This window comes from Arthrobacter sp. SRS-W-1-2016 (assembly GCF_002009585.1).
Lineage (GTDB): Bacteria > Actinomycetota > Actinomycetes > Actinomycetales > Micrococcaceae > Arthrobacter > Arthrobacter bambusae_A.
Map to the genome: position 1 here is coordinate 66,176 of NZ_MTPV01000059.1, position 21,616 is coordinate 87,791.

The following is a 21,616-nucleotide window of genomic DNA, read 5'->3' on the forward strand; positions in this document are numbered from 1 at the left end:
CTCACCGCTGGCTACGGGCCCAAAAGCAGGCTCAAAACCAGGGTCCGAACTGCGCGGCATGGCCCATATGTCAGGTTTGAGGCCGTGGCCACCTAGAATTGCTGGTTGAAGCAATCTAAACGAGAGCCGCGGCGCACAACGCTGCGAGTCCTAGGGGACAAGACCATGCCGGATTCTGTGGACAACGAAGCCAGCGCCGCTGCATCAAACGAAGGGCAGCCCGAACTTCGTCGACGCCGCGATCGCCGCCGCGAAGAGGGTGACCCCTGGACAGGAACCATGCCGATCATTACGCCGAACGATTCCGACGCACCTGCATCCACTCCTGCCCCGCTCCAAAGCAGATCCTGGGCTGAAGCGGCAGCGGCCGCCGACGCGTCCGCCGGGGCCGTAACAGACTCGACCAGCGCTGACGCAAGCCCCGCGGACCCACGCCGCGCGATCCCGACGGCGGCAGCACCGGCGTCGGGCGCTGTTTCCCCGGCTTCCGCGCGGGCCGGACGCGCCGCCGCCGCAAATGCTCCGATTTCCGACTTCATCTCTTCGCCGGGTTCCTTCGTGCGGGAGCAGAAGCCGCGACCGGTCGGTGGCTTCCGCGGCATGCTCTACAAGCTGACGGGCGGCGCCTGGAATCTCGGGCCCAGCGCCAAGCAGCGCGAGCAGGACGAACTGGCGCGGCGCATTTCCCGCCAACTCCAAGGCAGCTACAACACGGCCGTCCTGAGCCTCAAGGGCGGCATCGGCAAGACCTCCACCACAGTGGGCGTTGGCCTCACTTTGGCGGAATTCCGCGGCGACCCGCCCTGCGCCATCGACGCCAACCCCGATTCCGGCGACCTTGTCGAGCGTGCCCTGGGCGAGGGTATCTACCAAAAGGCCACGCCGCGCACCATCACGGACTTGCTCAAGAACGTCGACAATGTCGATTCACTCACGGCGCTGGCCCGGTACATGCACCACGCCGGCCGGCTGCACCTGATCGCCGGCGAACAGGACCCGGAAGTTTCGGACTCATTGACCGCCGAAGAATACCTGCGGATTCGCGAGCTGATCTCGGGCTACTACTCCATTGCGCTGACTGACTGCGGCACTGGCGTCACGCACAATGCGATGAGCGGCATCCTGCAATCGGCCGACAACCTCATCATCGCCGCGGGCTATGCCGTGAGCGGTGCCAAGCGTGCCCGCAGCACCCTTCAGTGGCTTGCGAGCCACGGCTACGAAGAACTCGCCCGCAACGCGATCGTGGTGATCACGGACAAGGACGAGGTGTCGTCCCGGGTGGACAAGGACGCCATCGAGGAGCACCTCTCCGGGATCTGCCGCCAGCTGATTGCCGTGCCGCACGACAGGGGAGTGGCCGACGGTGACCTGGTCACTCTGGACGTCCTGCGGCCGGACACCCGACGCGCGTACAAAGAGATCGCGGCCGCGATCGTGGACGGGTACGTGTAGCGCTTTCCCTTTTCGGCAGCCCCGCCCAACTAGCTCGCATTAGATGTCGTTTAGAGGGCTCAAAACGACATCTACTGCGAGTCAGTTGGGTGGGGGCTACTTAGTTATTGCCTGGTGCGACGCCGGCGACACTCTATTCGCTACTTGGTTTTGCGCGGGTAGGTGGGTGCTTTTACTCGACTACTACGTGGATTGCAAATTGTCGGTTCTGCCCGGATTTCCCTAGAGTTGCACCTGGACGTCGTTCGCTTTTGCGTGGCATCCTCGCCATGACCGGGAACTGGGCCCGGGCATGGTGCACCACATCCCGTGCCTTCATGACACCCCGCTGCGCCCGTTTCTGAACCCGAGGCCAGCACCCAGGAGCCTTCTTTGATTCCCAAAAAACTCATGCTCGTGTTCGCCGCCGTGCTTCTCCTCGGACTGACGGGTGCCACCGGCACTCACCCCTCCGCCGACACAGCGCCCGACGCCGCCCCCGCACCGATCGCGAACGCCGCACCCGCCGCTGAGGTAGCGCCGCTCGCCGCGCCTACTCCAGCACCTCCCGCCGTCCCGCAGCCTGCCGCCGCGCCGACTCCAGCACCTCCCGCCGTTCCGCAGCCTGCCGCCGCGCCGGCGCCCGCCGTCGTCGTGCCCCAAGCTGGTTCCGTGAAGGTGCTCGACACCACCGCAGCCATCACCGACCCCAACTGGTTCCGGCAGGCCTACGGCGAGGGCTTCCGGCTGTACGTCATGCACTCGACCGCTTGGGGCACGTGCACCCCGTGGCAACAAACCCAGGCCCAATTGAAGATGGCGCTCGACGCCGGACTTAAGATCGCGGTCTACACACGTGATGCGTCGTGCTGGGAAAACGGGATCAAGGCCGCCGGCCCGTACGTGTCCCAGTTGCAGTTCTTCGCCCTGGACATCGAACCCGGCGGATCCCTGGTGACCCGGGCAATGGTCGATGGTGTACGGAGCCTCGGCGTGAGACCCGTGATCTACAGCGGTAGCGGCATGTGGCCCGGGCTGATGGGCAAGAGCACCGCATTCTCGGATGTGCCCCTCTGGGATACCGACACGAGCAACCTCAACTACGCCCGCTGGACCGCAGACTACCTGGCGCCCGCGCCGGTGCAGTACGGCGGCTGGAACACGTCAAGCACCATGCGCGTCGGGGTCCAGCAGAAGTTCGAGCACACCCTGAACGGCATCAACGTGGACCTGAACTCGTTCAACGCGAGCTTCCTGAAGTAGGCGCTGCGCTAAATTCCTGACGCTGACGGAATTCCGTGGGCGCAGGGACAAAACGGGGTCGTCAGGTACGGGACGCGTCGGGAGGATGACCCGGGACTTGTCCACATGGAGGAATTCGGTGCTGTCGCGGGCCGCGATCCACGTGGCAGCTTCTTAGTCATGAACCAATTGCCCCGCCTGATCCTTAGCCGAGATCACCTTTTTCTCGGAACGACCCTCAAGGAACTCGCCCGGAGTGCAAAAACGGGTGCCCTGCATCGCGTCCGCCAAGGTGCGTACGTTGACGGCGCTGCGTGGGCGGCGCTGAAACCGTGGGAACAATACCGTGTCCGGATCAGCGCTGCGGCCGAAACTTCCAGTGCCCGGACAATATTCGCGAGGCACTCGGCGGCGTGTGTTTGGGGGATTCCCACCATAGGCCTGCATCATCCGGTGCAGGCCCTGACTCTCCAGAACGATGGCGGCCGTTCGCGCGCCGGGATAACCCGCCATTATGCGGACCCCGCTGGTCTCAAGGTATATCGCTGCGAGGGACTCCTAGTGACTGACAGGGTGCGCACCGTACTGGACCTGGCGGCTTTTACTCCGTTCGTCGAAGCCATCGCTCCCCTCGATCATGTGCTCAAAGCCGACCGCAAACGGGGATTGCCCGCCATCACGAAAGAGACCCTTCTGGAGCGGGCGGATGCAATTTACACGGCGGCGGCCATCCGGAGAATCCAAGCGGCGGTCGATTTCGCGGATTCCTTGTCCGGATCTGCGGGGGAATCCTACAGCCGGGCGTTGATGCATGTCGCCGGATTCGAGGCCCCGGTTCTTCAACGTGAATTCCGCGACGAAGAGGGCCTTGTGGGCTATTCGGACTTCTATTGGAGGGGTGTGCGGGTGGCCGGGGAGTTCGATGGCATCGACAAGTACTTGAAACCGGAATTCCTCAAGGGACGGACTGGCGCTCAAGCCGTCGTCGAGGAGAAACTGCGCGAGGACCGGATTCGCGCCACCGGGGCCGGCGTCGTTCGTTGGGTGTGGGCAGAACTCGCGGCGCCTGGCGTGTTCGAACGGAAGCTGGCGGCGGGAGGCGTGCCCCGGCGCCGTGCGCGAGGAGCCCTATGACGCGCGGAATGCCTGACGCAGCCGGAAATCCCTGCGCGAGAGATATTTGGCGCGTCGAAAAGGAGGCGGCGTCCTAGGATGAAAGGGATGACGACCACCAGCACCCTTCAACCCTTCAATCTCCGCAGCATTGCGTTGCCCGCCTTTGGGCCCGCGTTGCTGTTCTGTATCGGCGAAGGCGCGGTGCTTCCGGTGGTGGCATTGTCCGCCCGCGACCTTGGCGCCTCAGTGGCCGTGTCCGCGCTGGTGGTCACGTTGATCGGTTTGGGGTCGTGGTTCTTCAACCTGCCCGCATCGCTCATCACTATCAAGTTCGGCGAGCGATGGGCCATCGTTGCCGCAGGCGCCGCCGGAGCATTTGCCCTGTTGGCCGCCGGATTCGCCCCGCTACTTGCGCACAACGGCATTTGGCTGCTCGCCGCGGCGATGACCGTCGTCGGGATGTCCACGAGCGTCTTCAACCTTGCCCGCCAGAAGTACCTCACCGAAGCGGTCCCGGTCATCTACCGCGCACGCGCACTCTCGACCCTGGGCGGCGTCACCCGGATCGGCGTGTTCATCGGCCCGTTCGTCGGTGCGGCCGTCATGCAGTTCGCCGGGATCAGTGGCGCGTATTGGGTTGGCGTGGCGGGCATGGCCGCCGCCGCGGTGCTGTCCCTCACCATCCCGGACCTCGTGTTGCCGGACGACGTCGACGGCGGGCCCAAGGGTCCCGAGCCCACCCTCCGCGGTGTCGCGGTTTCCCATGCGGGCGTATTCCTCACGGTCGGGACCGGGATCCTGCTGCTCAGCGCGCTGCGCGCCTCACGCCAAGTGGTCATCCCTTTGTGGGCGGAGCACCTGGGATTGGACGCAACGCATGCATCGCTGATCTACGGGCTGTCCGGCGCGATCGACATGCTGGTGTTCTATCCGGCCGGCAAGCTCATGGACCGCAAGGGGCGCATGTGGGTCGCCGTGCCGTCCACCCTCATCATGGGCGCTGCGTTGTTCCTGATGCCGTCGTCCGCCGATTTCGTGGGGCTGCTGCTGGCCTCGCTCCTGATCGGCTTCGGGAACGGCATCAGCTCGGGACTCATCATGACGCTCGGAGCCGATTTTTCCCCGGACAAGGGCCGCGGGCAATTCCTCGGCTTGTGGCGGTTCATTTCCGACGCCGGTGCCACCGGCGGACCCGTGCTCCTCTCCGCCCTCACTGGCGCAGTGTCCCTCGCCGCGGGCGTCTGGGCGACCGGCGTCCTGGGCGTGGCCGCGGCGGCGGTGTTCGCCGTCGCGCTCCCGAAGCTCAAGCACCGCAGGAACTACTAGGGCCCAACTGACTCGCAGTAGGTGTCGTTTTGAGGGCTGAAAACGACACCTACTGCGAGTTAGTTGGGTAGGGAGCTCCCAGACTCCGGTCAGGTGCGTCCGGTATGGTGAATTGGATGTTCTCAGTCATCTCGCCTCCGCATCGTGCCCCCACTGCGAATCCGACCGCTGGGAATCCCGATACAGACAGCGCTCAGCCGCTTGGTTCCGGGCCGGAGAATCACCTGCCTGCAGGCGGAGCTAAGCAGTCGCGGCCTGATCTGGCGACGCTGACCGCACTGCGTTTTGTGGCCGCGCTGTGGGTGGTGTTCTTCCATCTTCAAGCCATGCAGCAGACTTTCCTCGCCCCCGTCTACGAGTTGTTCCGTCCGATCATTGCCAACGGCGACCTGGGCGTGGATGTGTTCTTTGTGCTCAGCGGCTTCATCATCACGTACACATACCTGGACCGGCTGGGCCCACGGTTCCGCTGGCGGGCCGCAGCGGACTTCGTCTGGGCCCGGTTCGCCCGGATGTGGCCCGCGTTCGCACTGGTGGTGGGCGTGTTGGGCCTCTGGTTCGTGTACGGAACCGCGCAGGAATCCGTGCGGGAATGGTCCCTCCAGACCCAGGCCCCGGACCTGTCGCCGTGGGGGTTGGCCAAGCAGCTGCTGATGATGCACCTCTGGTTCCAACCCGGTACCGACGGCGCCAGCTGGTTCGGCCCGGGCTGGACGGTGAGTGCCGAGTGGCTGGCCTACCTGGCGTTCCCGCTGCTCGCGCTGGTCCTGTTCCGGCTGCGCCGGCTGCATCCGCTCGCAGCGCTGGCCGCCTCCGTGCTCGTCCTCCTGCCGACGGCGGTCTGGGGTCCGGACCTGCCGATCGCCACCACTGAGCATCAACCGTATGAATGGCTGCTGCGGATCGCGTGCTGCTTCGTTGCCGGCGCTTTTGCGTGCATTGCCGCACGGAACGCTGACCGCATGAAGTTCAATCCTGCCCTGGCCGGTCCCGGCGCCCTCCTGACCGGGACCGCCGTCGTCGTCTTCCTGGCGACGGCCGGAAAACCCGGCCCGGGACGGCTGGCCGTGCTTGCCTTCCCGCTTTTCATCGCCCTGCTGAGCCTGACCCGCGGCTGGCTCCGCTCGACGTTGTCCGCGCGGTGGCTGCAGTACGGTGGCCACAGCTCTTACAGCCTGTACTTGGTCCACATGTTCTTCATCTACCTCTTCTACTGGCTCATCAGGGACTGGCCGCACGGTGCCAGTCCGCTGGCGGAAAACCTGCTCGCGGCGGCGTGCCTGCTGGGGATAGCTTTGGCCACCCACCTGCTGTTCAAGTACGTCGAGGAACCTGCCCGGCTCCGGTTGCGCGCACTGGTGCCGAGGGCTGCCCCCGCAAGCGTGTGACCCGCTCGTGAACCTCAACCAACGGAACTGAGGAACGCGATGGTGTCCTCCGCAATCCGGTCCGCGCACTCCCATAAGATCAGGGTGGGCGCGAGTATGGATCCGGACTCGGTGGGCGGAGTTGCCGTCCGCAAACCATCGAGGATCCCCTTCCACGCATGCGCCGGCATCCTGACCCCGTCGCGCACGCGGTCCTCGATATACCAGGTAGGAACCGCGTGAAGCAGCGGGAACCAAGCCAGGGAATTCCGGACCCAGTCCTCGTCGATGGGGTCCTGGAGCGTGGCGACTTCGTCGGCGAAAGCGGGAAGGGCCCGAAGGCTGAGGGGAGAGCCCACCAGCACGAGCGCCGCGACGCGATCGGGGTGCCCGATGGCTAACTGCTGGGCCACGTAACCGCCGCTGGAGGAACCAAGGACAGACGCCCTGTCCACGCCGAGCGCATCAAGGATCGCTGCGGCGTCCTCGGCTTGTTCTACCAGTGAATAGCCGTGCTCGGGTTTCTCCGCGTCGCCCTGCCCTCGGAGGTCGGGCGCGTAAACCCTGAAGCCCCTCAGCAGGGGCACAAGTCGGTCAAAACTACGACCGGATTCACCCCAGGCATGTAACAGCAACAACGGCTTCGCATCGGCGTCGCCCTGGACAAGACACGGAATCCGGATGCCCGTGGTGAGCCTGAGATCCAGGACTTCGGCGCCCATAGCATCAGGGTACGCCTCGACGTCGGCACCGAGGTGATTGCCGCCGTCGGGCCTTCATGTCCAAAAGCGAAAGTCGGGGCGCCGGGCGATCCGGAGTCGGAATCGTTGACACTTGCGAAGCATTGGCGTTCGATGATCGCAGGGGGAACTGCCTCGGCGGTGAGGAACAGTTCATGCGGGTCATCCGGAATGCGAAACCTGTATCCATCGTGGCAGGCAGCGCCCTGCTGCTTGAAGGCGGCGCCGGGATGTGGCTCGCCGCCACAGCGCCGGCTGGACCACAGAACGGCAGGATCGTTTTCCTGGCCTTCTACATTGGTGTCATTTGCCTGATTCGGGGTGTCGTCATCCTGTCATGGGACCGACGGTCCAAACCGATGGCGCTGATGCGGGCGCAGGCGGCCGATGCGCTTCCTGTCATCCTGCCCGCCACGGTGATGGTGTCCGAGCTTCTCTCCCTCCCCGAGGTCACAGACCCCGGCCGCCCATCTGTGGATGGGCGCCCTACTGCTGGGATCGGCTGTCATTTCCGTAGCACCTGCAGAGAAGACGGCCCTCTTGGAGATCCCGCCACTTCGCCCCGGACGGTTTCCCGATTGGCTCAGATGGCAGAAATTCGGTGCCGGCTCGCTGTGGATCGCACTATTCTTCACTGCCATGTTCTTCACCTGGCCACGGCAGCTTCAGACTTTTACGCCATTGATCATTGTGCTGGCGCTCGCCCAGGCGGCCGTGAGCGTTTGGCGAATTATCGAACACCGACAGTTTTCCAAGGTCAGGGTGCACCTCTCCGGCCTGCAGATCAATTGGCTACGCGTCATCCATGTCAACCGCGGACATGAGGCTGCGGTGAAGGAACTCCGCACGATGTACCCCAAGATGGGGCCAGCCCAAGCCGACACCATCATCGAAAACCTCTATCGGGCGGAAGCGCTCAACGGTCCGAACCTCTAGATCTGACCACCTTTAGCCGGTGCAGCAGTCCGGAATCCTCGAAAATTCGGGGATTCCGGACTGGAAGGTTGTTCAAAAGTGGTCGGATATTGCGCCCCGCCCGTCAGGGCCGGGGGAATTTGGCGTTGAGGCGGAACAGGAACGCGGCGGTCGCGTCGCGGTGTACGGGTTGGAGGGGCTGGTAAATCGCTCCTCCGGCTACTGGCCATCCGGTGGTGACGCCGGTGGAGGCGAGCCAGCTGATCTCCTTGTAGAACGGGTAACTGACAGGTACATCGAGGAACGCGGTGGTCGGGGTCACGGCCGGGCTGCCGCTCAAGCGGTAGAGGAACGCTGCCATCGAATCCCGGTTCACCGAATCCAAGGGGTGGAAGGTTTTCGTGTTGTTCGGCCCGGGATACCCGGTGGTAATACCGGTGGAGGCCAACCAGGTGATCTCTTTGTAGAAGGGATCCGAGAGAGGAACGTCAGTGAACGGGGACACCGCCGGGGCATTGAACGCCGGGCTGGCCTGGTACCGGTAGAGGAACGCGGCCATCGCTTCCCGGCTGATCGACTGCAGCGGTTCGAACAACGTGGTTCCGTTAGGACCGGGGAATCCGGTGGTGATTCCGTTGGCGGCCAGCCATGTGATCTCGTTGTAGAACGGATACGTCGAAGGGATGTCGGCGAACGAGACACCGTTGTCGTACATCTCGTAGTCGTCGGTGGTGATGGTGCCATTCGTTTGGATGTTCAGGCCCCAACTAATTCCCGATGCGCCGGCCGGAAGGGGAGGCGTGGTCCAGGTGATTTGGGTCCAGTTCGCCGCCGGAAGGACCAAGGGGCTTGCGGTCCAGTACGTCCAGAACCCGGTGCCTACGCGGTAGTAGACCTCGAATTGGGTATCCGCCGTGGATTTATACCAGGCTTTCAGCTGATAAGTATGTCCGGGTACACCTGTGGGCGAGCAGCCGCCCAAGTCCAGGGCCGGTAGGAGTTTCGCGTCCCCGGACACCCAACCTGTCACGGTGAGCTGTTCAGCGTTGGTACCGGTGTGGCCGGGTGTGACGATGGAGAAGGCAGGGGTGTTGGTGCCGTACCCGCCGGCTGCCCAGCACTGCGGGATTGTGTTGACCAACGTTTCCAGGCTGGGGTTCTGGATCATGTTGACTCCCGGCCCGGGCGGTGGAGGCAAAGCCGGACCTGCAACCGCCGGCTGCTGGGTGCCGCCCACGGTCTGGTCCACGGTCTGCACAGCGACGGTACCGGCCGCCTTTTGTTGTGCCAGCCACGTGGCGAACTGGGTGAAGAGGGTCGGGGAGATGGTCAGGGTCGGGTCGGTGCCGACGGCGATGTGGTGGAAGGTCAGTTGGACCCACCCGCCGGTGGTTGTTTGGGCGTGGGTCACCTGGTTCTCCAGGTTCGCCAGGGTCCAGGTGCTGTCTACTTCATCCGGTGCCGCGGTGTCGTAGGCGTTGACCGGGGGGATGGTGTCCGCCGCGGGAAGCGTCGCCGAGGCGGGGTCCTTGCTGGCGGCGTCACCCAGGCCGCGGGCACTGTTGTAACCGCATCCCTTCACCAAGGCCTCGGTGGCCGGATTTTCCGAAGCGAAGGGATACGCAAAGCTAGTGACTTTGAAGCCCATGTTCATCAGCGCAACGCGCCCGTCACAGATCTGCCGCGTCGACTCAGCGGCCGTCAGGGACACAAGATCCGGGTGGGTCACAGTGTGGCCGCCGATCTCATTGCCGTCGGCGGCGATTTGCTGGAGGTTGGCGCTTGTCAGGTACGTGGCCTGGTCGATCCAACCGGTGGTGATGAAAAACGTGCCGACCAAGCCCAGGCTCTTCATGGTGCTCTCGGCCGTCAATTGGTCCGCGTTGCCGTCGTCGAACGTCAGCGACACCACCGTGTTCGGGGCAGCATGTGCAGGAGCGGCGAATCCCACCGCGGCCAGCAGGCCGGCCACAACCAGCGCCGTGCTGCCGAATGCGGTCCAGCGTTTGGCAAAGTGCCTACCGGGCCGTAATCGGGTCATCTGGGGCCGTGTGCGGCCCTCGCGCGGCGATTCCGTCGTCCTTTGCTGGTCATTAGTGGTACTCATGGTCAACTCCTCCCCAGGCTAGCTAATACACAGGCAGCCGCGTGATCCCTCGTTGGTGGGCCAAGAAGGTGCCGCTCGAAAGGGGAGTCCGATCTGGGTTTCCAGCGGTGGCACTCGGTGCCGGTTGTTTATTCACACTCACGTACATGCGAGGCTACGACCCCGGGCAGCCGTTGAAACGAGTGGTCAATACTTGTTCTTGCCGCGCTTCCTTACGCTGCCTTAGGTGGTGCTCCCGGTGCGTCTAGGTAGCTTGCAAGTGCTCCACTCGAAACGGTGTTCTGGCCCTTCCTAAGGCTGGTCGCGCAAGCACCCCGCGTGTACAGTCAACTTCGCCAGCCCCTTCCGGTCAGGCGTGCCCGGCCGGCTCCGTGGAGGAAGGAGTGCCCGTGGCGCTGCCTGCAGTCGACAAACATAAACAGCCGGAACAAGAGCGCAGAAGGCCCGCCCGGGCTCTCACGTCGAAGTCCGCTGCCGGGCTGGTTGTCGGCCTTGCGCTCGTTGCGCTGTTCGCCGTCGTGCGGGTGCTGGCGCCCTCCACGTCGGAGACTTTCGGGCTTCCCAACGCCGCCCGCGACTTCGCCACCTTGTCGATCAGCGTCGTCGTGGAGTCCCTGCCCTTTGTCTTCCTCGGAATTGTCCTTTCGATCGCTGTCCAGGTCTGGCTACCGGAGGGCATGCTGCTCCGTCGCCTGCCACGGAGTCCGGTACTGCGGAGGCTGGTCCTTTCGCTTCTGGGAATGCTGCTGCCGGTCTGCGAATGCGGAAATGTTCCGCTGGCCCGCGGCCTGGTGGTCAAGGGCCTCACCGTCGCGGAGTCGATGACTTTCCTGTTCGCCGCGCCCATCCTGAACCCCGTCACCGTCGTCACCACCGCGCAGGCGTTCGGCTGGAACAACGGCATCCTGGTTTCCCGCGTCCTGGGCGGCTTCTTCATCGCCAACCTCGTCGGCTGGATCTACAGCCGGCATCCGCGTCCGGGGGAGCTGCTGACCACCCGGTTCCAGGAAACGTGCAACGTGGCCGATCACGACGGCGGCGCCGCCGGCAGGGTGCGGCGCAGCGTGCAGATGTTCTCGCAGGAGACGCGGGCAATGATGCCTGCCCTGTTCATCGGCGCAGGCATGGCGGGGCTGATCCAGGTGGCCGTTTCCCGCGAAGTGCTGGTCGCCCTGGGCAGCAACCCCGTCTGGTCCGTCCTGGCGTTGATGCTGCTCGCCTTCGTCGTGGCGATCTGTTCAAACGTGGATGCCTTCTTCATCCTGTCTTTCGGTGCGACCTTCATGCCGGGTGGCATCGTGGCTTTCCTCGTTTTCGGGCCCATGATCGACGTGAAAATGCTCGCCCTGATGCGCACCACCTTCACCGCGAAGACGCTCCTTCAGCTCAGCGTGCTTGTGGCACTGTGCGCCGCGGTCCTCGGATTGGCGGTCAACTATGGTCATTAGGCGGCTCGTGGGCCGCTGGCAAGGCGTGGTGCTCAGCCTCATCGGCCTCGTCGCAACGATCTGGCTGGGCCTGACGGGGCAGCTTGCCTTGTATATCCATCCGCGGTATTTCGTGTTCACGGTCATCATGGCCGTCATCGCAGGGGTGCTTGCCCTGGCGGCCTTCGCCTTGGTCCCCGGCGCCAGCGACGCCCCCGAGGGCGGGCACACGCGCGCCCACGAGCACGACGGCGACGCCCCCGACGGCGACGACGCGCAGCGTTCGCGATGGGGCTGGCTGCGGCCGGCCGGAAGCGTGTTGACCATCATCGCCGCCGTCGCCGCCCTGCTGATCCTGCCGCCGTCGACCCTTACCACCGCAACTGTCGCCCAGCGCGACCTCAACGGCTCAGCGTCCGCCCTCACGCTGAAAACACCCGCGCTGCCGGGCAAAGGAGACTACTCCTCCTTCACCGTGCGGGACTGGGCATCGTTGCTTCGGTCGGGCGCGGGGCAGGACTTTTTCGCCGACAAGACCGCCACGGTCACCGGGTTCATCAGCGCGGACACGACAGATCCAAACCTCTTTTTCGTGACCCGGTTCGTGGTGACGTGCTGCGCGGTCGATGCCCAGCCGATCGGTGTTCCCGTCTATCACCCCGGGTGGCAAAACGAATTCAAAACCGACAGCTGGGTCACGGTCACCAGCAGCTTTCACGCCAACCCCAACCCTGCCAGCCGCGAGGCAATCGTCCTGATGCCGGACTCGATCAAGCCCATCACCCAGCCGGCGCAGCCCTATGTCTACTAAGCGCCGCCCCGTCTCGGCCAAACGGGCCGCAGCGATTGCGGCCGCGGCCGAGCTCCTGGCCGGACGCCGTTTCGCTCGCCGACTCTACGGCACCATCGCGATCCTCGCCCTCCTTGCCGGCGGGTTGACGGCAGCGAACCTTTCGAAGCTGCCGCACGCCAACTCCACCTCGGCACTTGCCCGCTCCGCGACACCCGCAGCCTTTGCGTTGTACAGCCTGCAGAGGGATACCGGCAAGGACGACACAGGGCACAAGAAGCCGGACACCATCCTCGGCACGAGCCTGTCCGGCAGCGACCAGGGCACCGTCATCGTCAGCGCCCCCCGCATCCAGGAGTATGCCGCACTTCCCACTGCCCTCGCCGTGGTCACGCTCAACGATGACAACACCAGCTCGCTCGAGATTGTGCCCCTCACCGGCGGGCCGCCAACGCTTGTTCCCTTGCCAAGCCTGGGAACCGTGGCCAACCTTCATGCGGCACCCTCCCAGCACCTCATCGGTTTCACCTTCACCGCGTCTTCGGGCACCGGCCAGTACTGGAAATCGCTTTTCGTGTACGACGTGGGCAGTCCCTCCACGGCTCCGCGCGCCGTCCAGGGGATCAACGGTCCGGTCTCGGCCGCGGACTGGCGCTTTGTCCCGGGCGCGGCCACCGTGGTGGCACAGACCGACGACCAATCCATGTTCCTCATTGATGCGCTGGAAAGCGGCAAGGTGTCGCCTCTGGGAGCGCATGCCGGGATCCTCGGATTCGTCCCCGGCACCAACGAACTCGCCGTCGCCGACCAGGGACTGAAAAAGGGCATCGACCCGCCACGCTATTCGACCATCAACCTCACCACCGGGACCTCCACGCCGCTCAGCCTCACCGGCGCGTTCGTGCCCGATGTCGCCAACGGGACCACCACCACGGCGAGCCAGCCGATGGTCCTCGGCACGTCCGGCCAGTACGCGCAGGTACTGAGAAAGTACGACGGCGGAAAGGAAGCCTCCGTGGTGAACCTCGCCGACAAGAACGGCTCGCGCCAGCTTTACCAGCCTGCCGCGGCCTGGTCGCGCATCCTTGACGCGTGCATCTCACCGGCCAGCGACTACCTTGCGGTCGAAACCGCAGCACCGCAATACACGGGAGACCAATACCCGGTGCTCCCCGAACCGACTCCCATCCGGACGGACCTCGTGGACGTGAAATCGGGCGCCGTCCTGAAAAGCGTTCCGGGATTTCTCCCGAGCTGGTGCGGTTGAACACGACGGCGACTGGCAGGCACTAAGGCGATTGCCGCCGTCGGGCGCTCACGTCGAAAAGCCAGGTGGCGGCCACCGTTGCCAGATAGCCGGTGATGACAATCAGGGAGACTCCGGCCCAGAAGTAATTGGTGGTGCTGCTTTCCCGGCCGACACCAGGCGCGATCTTCAACAGCGAATACACCGAAACCGCCGCAGCCGAGATACCCGCCACCGCAGCCAACAAAAGCCATAAACGCGACGACGCCCAGTGCCCACCGCGGCCGTCCTGGACGTTCCAGCGCTTTCCCGTGCGCAGCACCAACCAGCCGGCCGGAAGCATGACCGCTCCCACCACGAGGAACGCGGCAACGACGTCGGCGGGCCGGTGCCACTGGTTGATCAGCGTGGAAACCCCGGCCGCCACCGCGAAAGTGCCACCGAGGAACCCCGCCACGGGCCGCCAGCGCGGCGACACCACCAAGAACACCGCGGCGGCCGCCGAAGCCGCCAAGGTGGTGTGGCCGGAGGGCAACGAGTTCAGTTCAATGGTCTGGACGCCGCGGAACGGCCTGTTCGGAAACCAGTCCTTGAGGAGCTGGGTGGCCAGGTTTGCGGCGACGCAAGCGGCGAGCGCGATCCCGGCGGACTTCCAGCGGCGGCGCATGATCGTGACGAAAAGAACGACGACGGCGGCGATCGCCACCGAGATGACCGGCAACCAATCGAGGAACTGGGTGGTTGCCCGCTCGGCGGGACCGTTGATGGTCGCAGCTTCCACCAAAGCGGATTCGTCGATGTACTGACCCGTCGTGGTGCGCACGAAGAAATAGAACGTGGCAACGAACGCGACCACGCAGGCAAGGGTTGCGAGCACAAAAAGCAAGCCCGTGCCGGCGTCCGTCCAGCGCTTGGCAAAGGTCCCGCGTATGTCCGGCAGCCGGCTCGTCTTTGGAAAACTCATTGCTTTCAGGGTGTCATACCTGGCTGGGAGGATCACTTTTGTTCGGCGAGGAGTTCCGCATAGAGCGCCAAGTGTTCGGCAACCATCCGTTCGGCGCTGAAGTAGTTTTCCGCGGCGCGACGGCACTCGCGGCGATCCAGCCTGGCGGCGGCCATGACGGCCTCCGCCAGCTCCGGGGGACTCGAGCGGAGGTAGCCCGTGACCCCCTCGGAAACGATCTCGGGGGCGGATCCGCGGAATGTTGCCACCACCGGTGTCCCGGCAGCGAGGGACTCGATCATGGCCATTCCGAAGGGTTCATCCCACTGAAGCGGATTCAGCAGGGCCACGGACCCGCCCAGAAGGGCGAACTTGTCCGCCGCGTTCAGCTCGCCGAGGTATTCGACGTCGGACCCCAGGAGCGGCGCGATGACCGCGGCGTAGTACTCATGTTCTTCCGCGCTGTACATCTTTGCCGCAATCCGCAGGGGTATCCGGGCCAGGCGGGCGGTCTCTATTGCTTCGGGCAGGCCCTTGCCGGGGTGCATCCGGCCGAGGAAGCTGACGTAGCCGCCGTCGCCGGCTCCGAGCGGGACGGATTGGGTGTCGATCCCGTGGTGGATGACCTTACGTACCTTGATCCCGGGGGCAGTTTCCGCTTGATGGTGCGAGATGGCAATGATCGCGGTGTCGGTGGCCATTGCTTGGTAAATGTCGTGGTTCTCGGCCGAAAAGGGGAGGTGGGCCGTTGCGACGATCGGCGTTCCTTTCGGCCGATGCCGGTACAGCGGCCCCGCCAGGGTGTTGTCGTGGATGAGGTCGACGTCGTCCATGGCCGCGAACGCGTACACGCTGTGGCGCAGTTCGTCCGTCCCGTTGCCTATCCTCGAGCCGTCGGCAAGGGGTGGTCCGGGGACTTTGGCCACCGGACATGTGCTTCCGGACGCCGCCGCGAGAAGCACCTCGTGGCCCGCGGCAACCAGGCCGCGGGCCAGGATGTCGATGATCGACTCGGTGCCGCCGTATGCGGGCGGCGGGACCGGAAGCCAAGGCGGGGCAACGAGGCCGATGCGCACCTAGTGCCCCCGCCGCAGTCCAGCGGTGACGGAATGGACGTCCAACAGATCGGCAAGCGGTTTGCGCGCCTCGAGGTGCAGCGCGACATCTTCGGGCAGGTCCCTGACGTGTGTTTCTCCGTTGGCAACCTCCACGGAGATCCTGGAGCCGGCGAGCGGGATGTTCCGCATGGTGATCCCGCCGAAGCCTTCAGGAACGACGGGCGCCAGCCAGAGGCCTCCGTGGGTGAGACACGGATCGAATCGGAGAAGGACCCGGAGCAGATGGACCGGTGTGGCAGCGGCCCACGCTTGCGGCGAGCAGGACGAAGGGTAGGGGACGGGCGTCCCGTAGCTTTTCCGATCCAGTCCGCAGAACAACTCCGGAAGCCGCCCGCCGAACGCTTCGGCCGCATCGAGGAGGCCCGTGACGAGGCGTTGGGCCTCCTCAATGAAGCCGTAGCGCATCAATCCGCCGGCAATGAGGGCATTGTCATGGGGCCACACCGAGCCGTTGTGGTAGCTCGCCGGGTTGTAGGCTGCCATGTCCGAAGCCAGTGTCCGGACGCCCCAGCCCGTGAACATGGTGTCCGACATGAGCCGCGCCGCGACCAGCGGAGCCTTGTCGTCGTCGACGATTCCGCTCCACAGGCAATGGCCCATGTTGGACGCGCACGCGTCCACCGGGCGCTTGTCGCGATCCAGGGCGATCGCGAAATAACCGCGTTCGGGGAGCCAGAATTGCTGGTTGAATTTTCGCTTGAGTTCGGCCGCCCGGGCGCCCCACACCGCGGCCAGCTTCAGATCGCCTTCCTCCTGGGCCATCAGGGCCCGGCTCAGATAGGCGGTGTAGACATAGCCCTGGACTTCGCACAGAGCGATCGGTGGTTCCGCCAGCGTGCCGTCGGCGAAGTTGATGCCGTCCCCGGAATCCTTCCAGCCCTGATTGAGGAGGCCCTGGTCCGTGGCGCGGGAGTATTCAACGAAGCCGTCGCCGTCGGCGTCTCCGTAGTCGCGGATCCAGTCCAGGGCGCGGTCCACCGCGGGCAGAAGGGACTCCGCGACGTCGGCATGGAATCCCCAGCGGGTGAGCTCCCCGGCGAGGGTGACGAACAGCGGTGTAGCGTCCACCGAGCCGTAGTAGGCACTGCTGCCGCCGAGGGCGAGGCCCGTGCTGGCACCGAGACGTACTTCGTGCAGGATCCTCCCCGGCTCCTCCTCGCTGAGCGGGTTGACGGTCCTGCCCTGATGGTCGGCCAGGGTCTTGAGGGTTCCCAGCGCGAGCGAAGGATCCAAGGGAAGGGTCATGAAGGACGTCAGGAGCGAGTCCCGGCCGAAAAGGGCCATGAACCAGGGGGATCCCGCAGCCACCACCGTCCGCCCGGGATGGTCAGCGTCGAAGATCCTGAGGGAGCCGAGGTCTGCCCTGCTCTGGGCCAACGCCTTTTCGAAGGCCTTGTTGGCAAGTTCCGTTGTAGGAACCCTTTCATGCCACTCCTGCTGCCTTTCTTCCGGGACATCGGTGGGGCGTTGGTTTCCCCAAACCTCGGCGTCGGCCTCGGGTCCGACCCCGTCGATGCGGGGAGTGGCCGTCACACCCGTGGACCAATGGCCTTGGGGTTCAAGGGAGATGTCATAGCTGATGACATCTCCGTCAACGACGCCATTCGGAGCGTCAATGGTGACCAGGACGTGCCGGCCCTGCCTCTGGGACTCAAGGACCAAGGACCCGTTGCCATCCCGCGTCAAATGCACGCTCTCGTGGCGTGCCCTCCCTTCCTTCACTTCGAAGATGTCGGCAAAGTCCGCATTGACCCTGAGTGAAACCGTCGCGTGTGTGGCCTTGTTGGAGAAATTCCTGACCGTGACCTCTTCGCGGACCCCGCCGAACACGCTCCGCCTGCGTTCAATCAGCAGGTGGCTGTCTGCCAAGCCGTCGGTGCGCGCCGCGCGGCCCACAAAATCAGCGCGGAAAGGCTCCGGGACAGGAGAACCCAAGGCTTCGATGGGGTGGCCGTTCACCGCCAGCACCCAGTTCGAAACGAACCGCGTGTCACGGAAGAACATCCCGTGCGGGCGCAGTTGATCCATATCGCCGTTGGCCGCGGAGACGCAAAACGATGTTCCTGCCAACAACGTCACGGCGCCTGCGCCGGCCGAACCTGCAAGGTTCTCGGCATTCCAACCTGTCATCAATGGGCTCCAAAGCTAGGGACGGGGGAATGGGGCAGCTTGTTTCAGCGTATTCGCCACGTCTTCGGAAGTGAACCCTCGCTCGGATATGTGGGGTTTTCGGCGGACGCTCGCTCACGTATGGCGGGTTGTGGGTGGACGCTCGCTCACGTATGGCGGGTTGTGGGTGGACGCTCGCTCACGTCTGGCGGGTTGTGGGTGGACGCTCGCTCACGTCTGGCGGGTTGTGGGCTTGGGTGGGGCGACATTGGTGAGCGAGGGTTTGGGGATTGGGGCCGATATGTGAGCGGGCGCTGTGAAGGGGGTGAAGGGGGTGAGGGGGGCGTAACACGAATGTGACGCTTGACACGTGTTAGGTGATGGATTTACGCTACCTAACACGTGTTAGGAAGGAATTGGACATGGCAGGAAGCAATGGGAAGCTGCGTGAGATCTCACGCAGGACAGCCCTTGGTGCCTTGGGTGCGGGAATTGTCGGAGCAACGGTGGCGTCGTGGCCGCGGTTGACCGGCATGGACATCCCGGGCCGCGGGGACAACAGCCTTAGCATCGCCATCTTGGGAACCGCGGCGGACGCAGCCGCCCGCCAGCGGGTCATCGATGCGTTCGCGAAAGTGCACCCGGAAATCAAGGTGAAGGTCCAGGCCATCCAGGCCGCGGACTGGAAGGACTTCTTCACCAAGATCCTCACGATGGTGGCAGCAGGAACGCCGCCGGATGTGGTCTACGTGGCCACCGAAGGTGCCCAGCTCTTCGCCGAGAAGCTGGCGCACCCCTTGGACGAGTACCTTCGCCGCGATGCCGCGGACATGAAGGAGTACTTCGCGGACGTCCACCCGAGCCTCGTGGAGGCGTTCATGTACAAGGGCAGCCTGTTCCAGCTCCCCATCGACTGGAACGCCGCCAACATGTACTACAACACCTCGGCCCTCCAGCAAGCCGGACTCGAACGTCCCGCAGACAACTGGACCCAGGTCGATTTCCGCAACAGCCTTGCGGCCATGCGCAAAGCGAGGCCCCAGGACTTCACCCCGTACTACTGGACCAACAGGCTCTTCGGCGGTGTGGTGCCCTGGCTCTATGCCAACGACACCAGCTTCCTCAAGGAATCCAAGTCCACCGGCGGCGAATGGCTCTGGGACAGCTTCTACGCCCAGGATCCGTCCCGCGGACTGCGCTCCGGCGGCTACCAGTGGCTTGAACCCAATGCCGATGACCCGCGGGTGTACGAATCGTTCGACTACCTCCGCGGCCTCGTCAAGGATGGCCTCGGTGTCCGACCCGAAGAAGGCGGCGGAAATTCACTCGTCGGACTGTTCGCCTCCAACAGGATTGGCATGACCCCGGCCGGCGGCTACTGGGTGGAAGGCCTCCACGAAGCCGGAATGAAGGAAGACGACTTCGACGTCCAGTTCTTCCCGCGCTGGCGCACCCAACGGCACCAATTCGGCACCGCCGGCTACGCCATCATGAAGACCGCCAAGGACAAGGACGCGGCTTGGGAATGGCTCAAGTTCGCCTCCAGCCTGGAAGCCATGCGATTGGTCTTCCCGACGCCGAACACCACCCCGGCGCGCCGCTCCATGGTCAACGAACAGTTGTACGCAGGCCGCGGACCCAAGCACTGGAAAGTCTTCTACGACACCCTCGACAAATTCCCCACCACAGGTCCCATCCCGGCACCGCCCCAGCAGGCCGCCGTCGAGACCGCCCTGATGAAAAACGTATCCCTGGCCGTCAGCGGTGATGAGAACCAGCTCAAGCAGGCCCTCGCCTCCATGCAACGCGACCTTGAGATCGCCTTGAGGAGGCAGGCATGAGCACGGCAACAACGGGCATGTCCACCAAGCGCCGCAACGGCGCGGGGCCCAAACGCCGGAACGGCGAGGGGCCCAAACGCCGGAACGGCGCCGCATCGGGGAGCGAAACAACCGGAAGGCAGCGTCAGCGCTGGCTGCCCTGGGCGTTCCTGGCTCCCACCATCCTGGGCATGGGGCTGTTCACGCTCGTGCCGATCGTCGCATCGGTGGTCCTCGCGTTCTTCCGCTGGGACATCATTTCCGCGCCAAGCTTCGTCGGGTTCGACAACTTCGCCGAAGTGGTCCAGGACCCCACGGTGCGTGTCTCGTTCCTGAACACCATCATGTTCGTGGTGGTCGCCGTCGCGCTTCAGCTCGGCCTCGCACTAGCACTGGCGATCATGGTGCAGGAGAAGCTCCCGGCCTGGCTCCGCGTCTTCTTCCGCAGCGCCTTCTTCTTCCCGCTGATCCTGTCCGCGGCGTCGGTCTCCATCTTCATGCGCTACTTGTTCAACGAACAATTCGGCGTGGTCAACTGGCTCTTGTCCTTCGTCGGCATCCCCGCAGTCCCGTGGCTGACGACGCCGGCCGGTTCTGCCGCCGTCGTGATCCTCGTGTACGTGTGGCAGAACTTCGGGTTCTCGTTCCTGCTGTTCATCGGCGGCCTCGCGTCGATCCCGACTGAAACGTATGAGGCCGCGTCGATCGACGGCGCCACCGGCTGGCGCAAGCACCTCCACGTGACGCTGCCCCTCCTGAGCCCCACCACGCTGGTGGCATCCGTCATGGCGATCATCAACGCCCTGCAAGTGTTCGACCAGCCCTACGTCCTGACCCGCGGCGGCCCCGGCGACTCCACACGCACTGCCGTGATGGTGATCTTCGAGTCCGCATTCCAGCGCCTCGAATTCGGCCAGGCCTCGGCGATCGGCGTCATCCTCACGCTGATCATCATGGCCATCACCGCCGCCCAGTTCCGGCTCAGCAAACGATTCGTCTTCTACCAGTAAGGCCCGCCATGACTACAACCTCAACCCAGCGCGCCGCCGTCGAACGCTTGGCTCCCCAGCGGCCCGCGCCCCGCAAGAAGCGGAACTGGAGCATGGCGGGACGAATCGTTCTGCTCCTGATCGCGTCCGTCTTCATCCTCGGTCCGGTGCTGTGGACCCTGTCCACCTCGCTGCGGCCACCGGCGGAATCGTTCCAGCTGCCGCCGTCGTTCCTTCCGCTCAACCCCGATTTCTCGTCCTATGACCAGGTCTTCAAACAGCTCAACATCATGCTTCTGGTCCTCAACAGCGCCCTCGTGACGGGACTGATCGCCGTCGGGCAAATGTTCACGGCGGCGCTGGCAGGCTACGCGTTCGCGAACCTCAAGTTCCGCGGCCGCGGGGCACTGTTCTCGATTGTGCTGGCCACCATGATGGTGCCGGCGCAGGTGACGATCGTTCCGGTCTTCATGCTGATCCGCGGCATCGGTCTGTCCGACACGCTCCTCGCGCTGATCCTTCCGGCGATCCCGACGGCGTTCGGCACCTTCCTGATGCGGCAATACTTCCTGGGGCTGCCAAGTGATTTGGGCGAGGCCGCGGCGATCGACGGCGCCTCGCCCTGGCGCACGTTCCGTTCCGTCTATGCGCCGCTCGCGATGCCGGGCATGGCGATCGTGGGCATCCTGGCCTTCAATTACCACTGGAACGAGTTCTTCCGCCCGCTCATCCTGACCATCTCCGAGCAGAACTTCACGCTCCCGCTGGGCTTGGTCTCGCTGCAGGGCAACCTCGGCACGGGCAGCATCTCCGTGGTGCTCGCAGGCGTGATCCTCTCCATGATTCCCGCCCTGGTGGTGTTCATGTTCGGCCAGCGCGCCTTGCGTGACGGACTCACCGCCGGCACCGGCAAATAGCCCCTACTTC

At 64.7% G+C, this 21,616-nt stretch carries 17 protein-coding genes; 12 read left to right on the plus strand and 5 right to left on the minus strand.

Annotation, left to right across the window (positions count from 1 at the left end; genetic code table 11):
- Positions 1-165: 165 nt before the first annotated feature.
- From BMF89_RS14500 to BMF89_RS14520, 5 genes are all read left to right on the plus strand, one after another.
- Positions 166-1,455 carry a MinD/ParA family protein gene (locus tag BMF89_RS14500; RefSeq protein ID WP_078107811.1) on the plus strand — a complete coding sequence of 430 codons (1,290 nt, stop codon included), beginning with the start codon at positions 166-168 and terminating at the stop codon, positions 1,453-1,455.
- A 372-nt stretch (positions 1,456-1,827) separates the two neighbouring features.
- Entirely contained in the window at positions 1,828-2,697 is an 870-nt protein-coding gene (locus BMF89_RS14505) for a hypothetical protein (RefSeq protein ID WP_078107812.1), read from the plus strand.
- A 540-nt stretch (positions 2,698-3,237) separates the two neighbouring features.
- Positions 3,238-3,810: a hypothetical protein gene (locus BMF89_RS22445; RefSeq protein ID WP_253190826.1), complete on the plus strand. Its 573-nt coding sequence runs from the start codon at positions 3,238-3,240 to the stop codon at positions 3,808-3,810.
- 87 nt (positions 3,811-3,897) lie between these two features.
- Complete coding sequence (locus tag BMF89_RS14515) at positions 3,898-5,118, plus strand: MFS transporter (RefSeq protein ID WP_078107813.1); 1,221 nt, start codon at positions 3,898-3,900, stop codon at positions 5,116-5,118.
- Positions 5,119-5,234: 116 nt separating this feature from the next.
- Complete coding sequence (locus tag BMF89_RS14520) at positions 5,235-6,506, plus strand: acyltransferase (protein WP_216353826.1); 1,272 nt, start codon at positions 5,235-5,237, stop codon at positions 6,504-6,506.
- A gap of 14 nt (positions 6,507-6,520) precedes the next feature.
- Here the strand turns inward: BMF89_RS14520 and BMF89_RS14525 are convergent, their stop codons facing one another.
- On the minus strand, positions 6,521-7,207 hold the full coding sequence (locus BMF89_RS14525) for an alpha/beta hydrolase (protein ID WP_078107815.1): 687 nt from the start codon (positions 7,205-7,207) through the stop codon (positions 6,521-6,523).
- A 495-nt stretch (positions 7,208-7,702) separates the two neighbouring features.
- On the opposite strand from BMF89_RS14525, the gene BMF89_RS14530 reads away from it, so the two are divergent.
- Positions 7,703-8,161, plus strand: coding sequence for a hypothetical protein (locus BMF89_RS14530; RefSeq protein ID WP_078107816.1), 459 nt, complete (start codon positions 7,703-7,705; stop codon positions 8,159-8,161).
- Positions 8,162-8,264: 103 nt separating this feature from the next.
- Here the strand turns inward: BMF89_RS14530 and BMF89_RS14535 are convergent, their stop codons facing one another.
- Positions 8,265-10,247, minus strand: coding sequence for a polysaccharide deacetylase family protein (locus BMF89_RS14535; RefSeq protein ID WP_139359676.1), 1,983 nt, complete (start codon positions 10,245-10,247; stop codon positions 8,265-8,267).
- 389 nt (positions 10,248-10,636) lie between these two features.
- On the opposite strand from BMF89_RS14535, the gene BMF89_RS14540 reads away from it, so the two are divergent.
- Genes BMF89_RS14540 through BMF89_RS14550 form a run of 3 tightly spaced genes read left to right on the plus strand, consistent with a single transcriptional unit; the run spans position 10,637 to position 13,731 of the window.
- Entirely contained in the window at positions 10,637-11,695 is a 1,059-nt protein-coding gene (locus BMF89_RS14540) for a permease (protein WP_306874266.1), read from the plus strand.
- Positions 11,685-12,485 carry a TIGR03943 family protein gene (locus BMF89_RS14545; protein WP_078107819.1) on the plus strand — a complete coding sequence of 267 codons (801 nt, stop codon included), beginning with the start codon at positions 11,685-11,687 and terminating at the stop codon, positions 12,483-12,485. Before BMF89_RS14540 ends, BMF89_RS14545 begins: the two co-directional genes overlap by 11 nt.
- On the plus strand, positions 12,475-13,731 hold the full coding sequence (locus BMF89_RS14550; protein ID WP_078107820.1) for a hypothetical protein: 1,257 nt from the start codon (positions 12,475-12,477) through the stop codon (positions 13,729-13,731). Before BMF89_RS14545 ends, BMF89_RS14550 begins: the two co-directional genes overlap by 11 nt.
- Before the next feature lie 22 nt (positions 13,732-13,753).
- Here BMF89_RS14550 and BMF89_RS14555 read toward each other — a convergent pair whose 3' ends face one another.
- Genes BMF89_RS14555 through BMF89_RS14565 form a run of 3 tightly spaced genes read right to left on the minus strand, consistent with a single transcriptional unit; the run spans position 13,754 to position 17,901 of the window.
- Positions 13,754-14,674 (minus strand): phosphatase PAP2 family protein, encoded by a 921-nt coding sequence (locus BMF89_RS14555; protein ID WP_078107821.1) that lies wholly within the window; start codon positions 14,672-14,674, stop codon positions 13,754-13,756.
- A 32-nt stretch (positions 14,675-14,706) separates the two neighbouring features.
- A complete protein-coding gene (locus BMF89_RS14560; RefSeq protein ID WP_078107822.1) occupies positions 14,707-15,729 on the minus strand; it encodes a glycosyltransferase family 4 protein in 1,023 nt (340 codons plus the stop codon).
- Positions 15,730-17,901: a glycogen debranching N-terminal domain-containing protein gene (locus tag BMF89_RS14565; protein WP_078107823.1), complete on the minus strand. Its 2,172-nt coding sequence runs from the start codon at positions 17,899-17,901 to the stop codon at positions 15,730-15,732.
- A 401-nt stretch (positions 17,902-18,302) separates the two neighbouring features.
- Here BMF89_RS14565 and BMF89_RS14570 point away from each other — a divergent pair, with 401 nt between their 5' ends.
- The 3 genes from BMF89_RS14570 (at position 18,303) to BMF89_RS14580 (ending at position 21,606) form a co-directional block, all read left to right on the plus strand.
- Positions 18,303-19,721: an extracellular solute-binding protein gene (locus BMF89_RS14570; RefSeq protein ID WP_078107824.1), complete on the plus strand. Its 1,419-nt coding sequence runs from the start codon at positions 18,303-18,305 to the stop codon at positions 19,719-19,721.
- On the plus strand, positions 19,718-20,710 hold the full coding sequence (locus tag BMF89_RS14575) for a sugar ABC transporter permease (protein WP_078107825.1): 993 nt from the start codon (positions 19,718-19,720) through the stop codon (positions 20,708-20,710). Before BMF89_RS14570 ends, BMF89_RS14575 begins: the two co-directional genes overlap by 4 nt.
- Before the next feature lie 92 nt (positions 20,711-20,802).
- The gene (locus BMF89_RS14580; protein ID WP_236818659.1) at positions 20,803-21,606 is read left to right on the plus strand and encodes a carbohydrate ABC transporter permease; all 804 of its coding nucleotides are present in this window, start codon (positions 20,803-20,805) and stop codon (positions 21,604-21,606) included.
- Positions 21,607-21,616: the final 10 nt, after the last annotated feature.

Excerpts from the sequence above, each read along its gene's own strand:
- BMF89_RS14555 (WP_078107821.1), bottom strand. The coding sequence starts at position 14,674 with ATGAGTTTTCCAAAGACGAGCCGGCTGCCGGACATACGCGGGACCTTT.
- BMF89_RS14580 (WP_236818659.1), top strand. The coding sequence starts at position 20,803 with ATGGCGGGACGAATCGTTCTGCTCCTGATCGCGTCCGTCTTCATCCTC.
- BMF89_RS14530 (WP_078107816.1), top strand. The coding sequence starts at position 7,703 with ATGGGCGCCCTACTGCTGGGATCGGCTGTCATTTCCGTAGCACCTGCA.
- BMF89_RS14550 (WP_078107820.1), top strand. The coding sequence starts at position 12,475 with ATGTCTACTAAGCGCCGCCCCGTCTCGGCCAAACGGGCCGCAGCGATT.
- BMF89_RS14565 (WP_078107823.1), bottom strand. The coding sequence starts at position 17,901 with ATGACAGGTTGGAATGCCGAGAACCTTGCAGGTTCGGCCGGCGCAGGC.
- BMF89_RS14525 (WP_078107815.1), bottom strand. The coding sequence starts at position 7,207 with ATGGGCGCCGAAGTCCTGGATCTCAGGCTCACCACGGGCATCCGGATT.
- BMF89_RS14575 (WP_078107825.1), top strand. The coding sequence starts at position 19,718 with ATGAGCACGGCAACAACGGGCATGTCCACCAAGCGCCGCAACGGCGCG.
- BMF89_RS14545 (WP_078107819.1), top strand. The coding sequence starts at position 11,685 with ATGGTCATTAGGCGGCTCGTGGGCCGCTGGCAAGGCGTGGTGCTCAGC.
- BMF89_RS14500 (WP_078107811.1), top strand. The coding sequence starts at position 166 with ATGCCGGATTCTGTGGACAACGAAGCCAGCGCCGCTGCATCAAACGAA.
- BMF89_RS14515 (WP_078107813.1), top strand. The coding sequence starts at position 3,898 with ATGACGACCACCAGCACCCTTCAACCCTTCAATCTCCGCAGCATTGCG.
- BMF89_RS14535 (WP_139359676.1), bottom strand. The coding sequence starts at position 10,247 with ATGAGTACCACTAATGACCAGCAAAGGACGACGGAATCGCCGCGCGAG.
- BMF89_RS14570 (WP_078107824.1), top strand. The coding sequence starts at position 18,303 with ATGGCAGGAAGCAATGGGAAGCTGCGTGAGATCTCACGCAGGACAGCC.
- BMF89_RS14520 (WP_216353826.1), top strand. The coding sequence starts at position 5,235 with ATGTTCTCAGTCATCTCGCCTCCGCATCGTGCCCCCACTGCGAATCCG.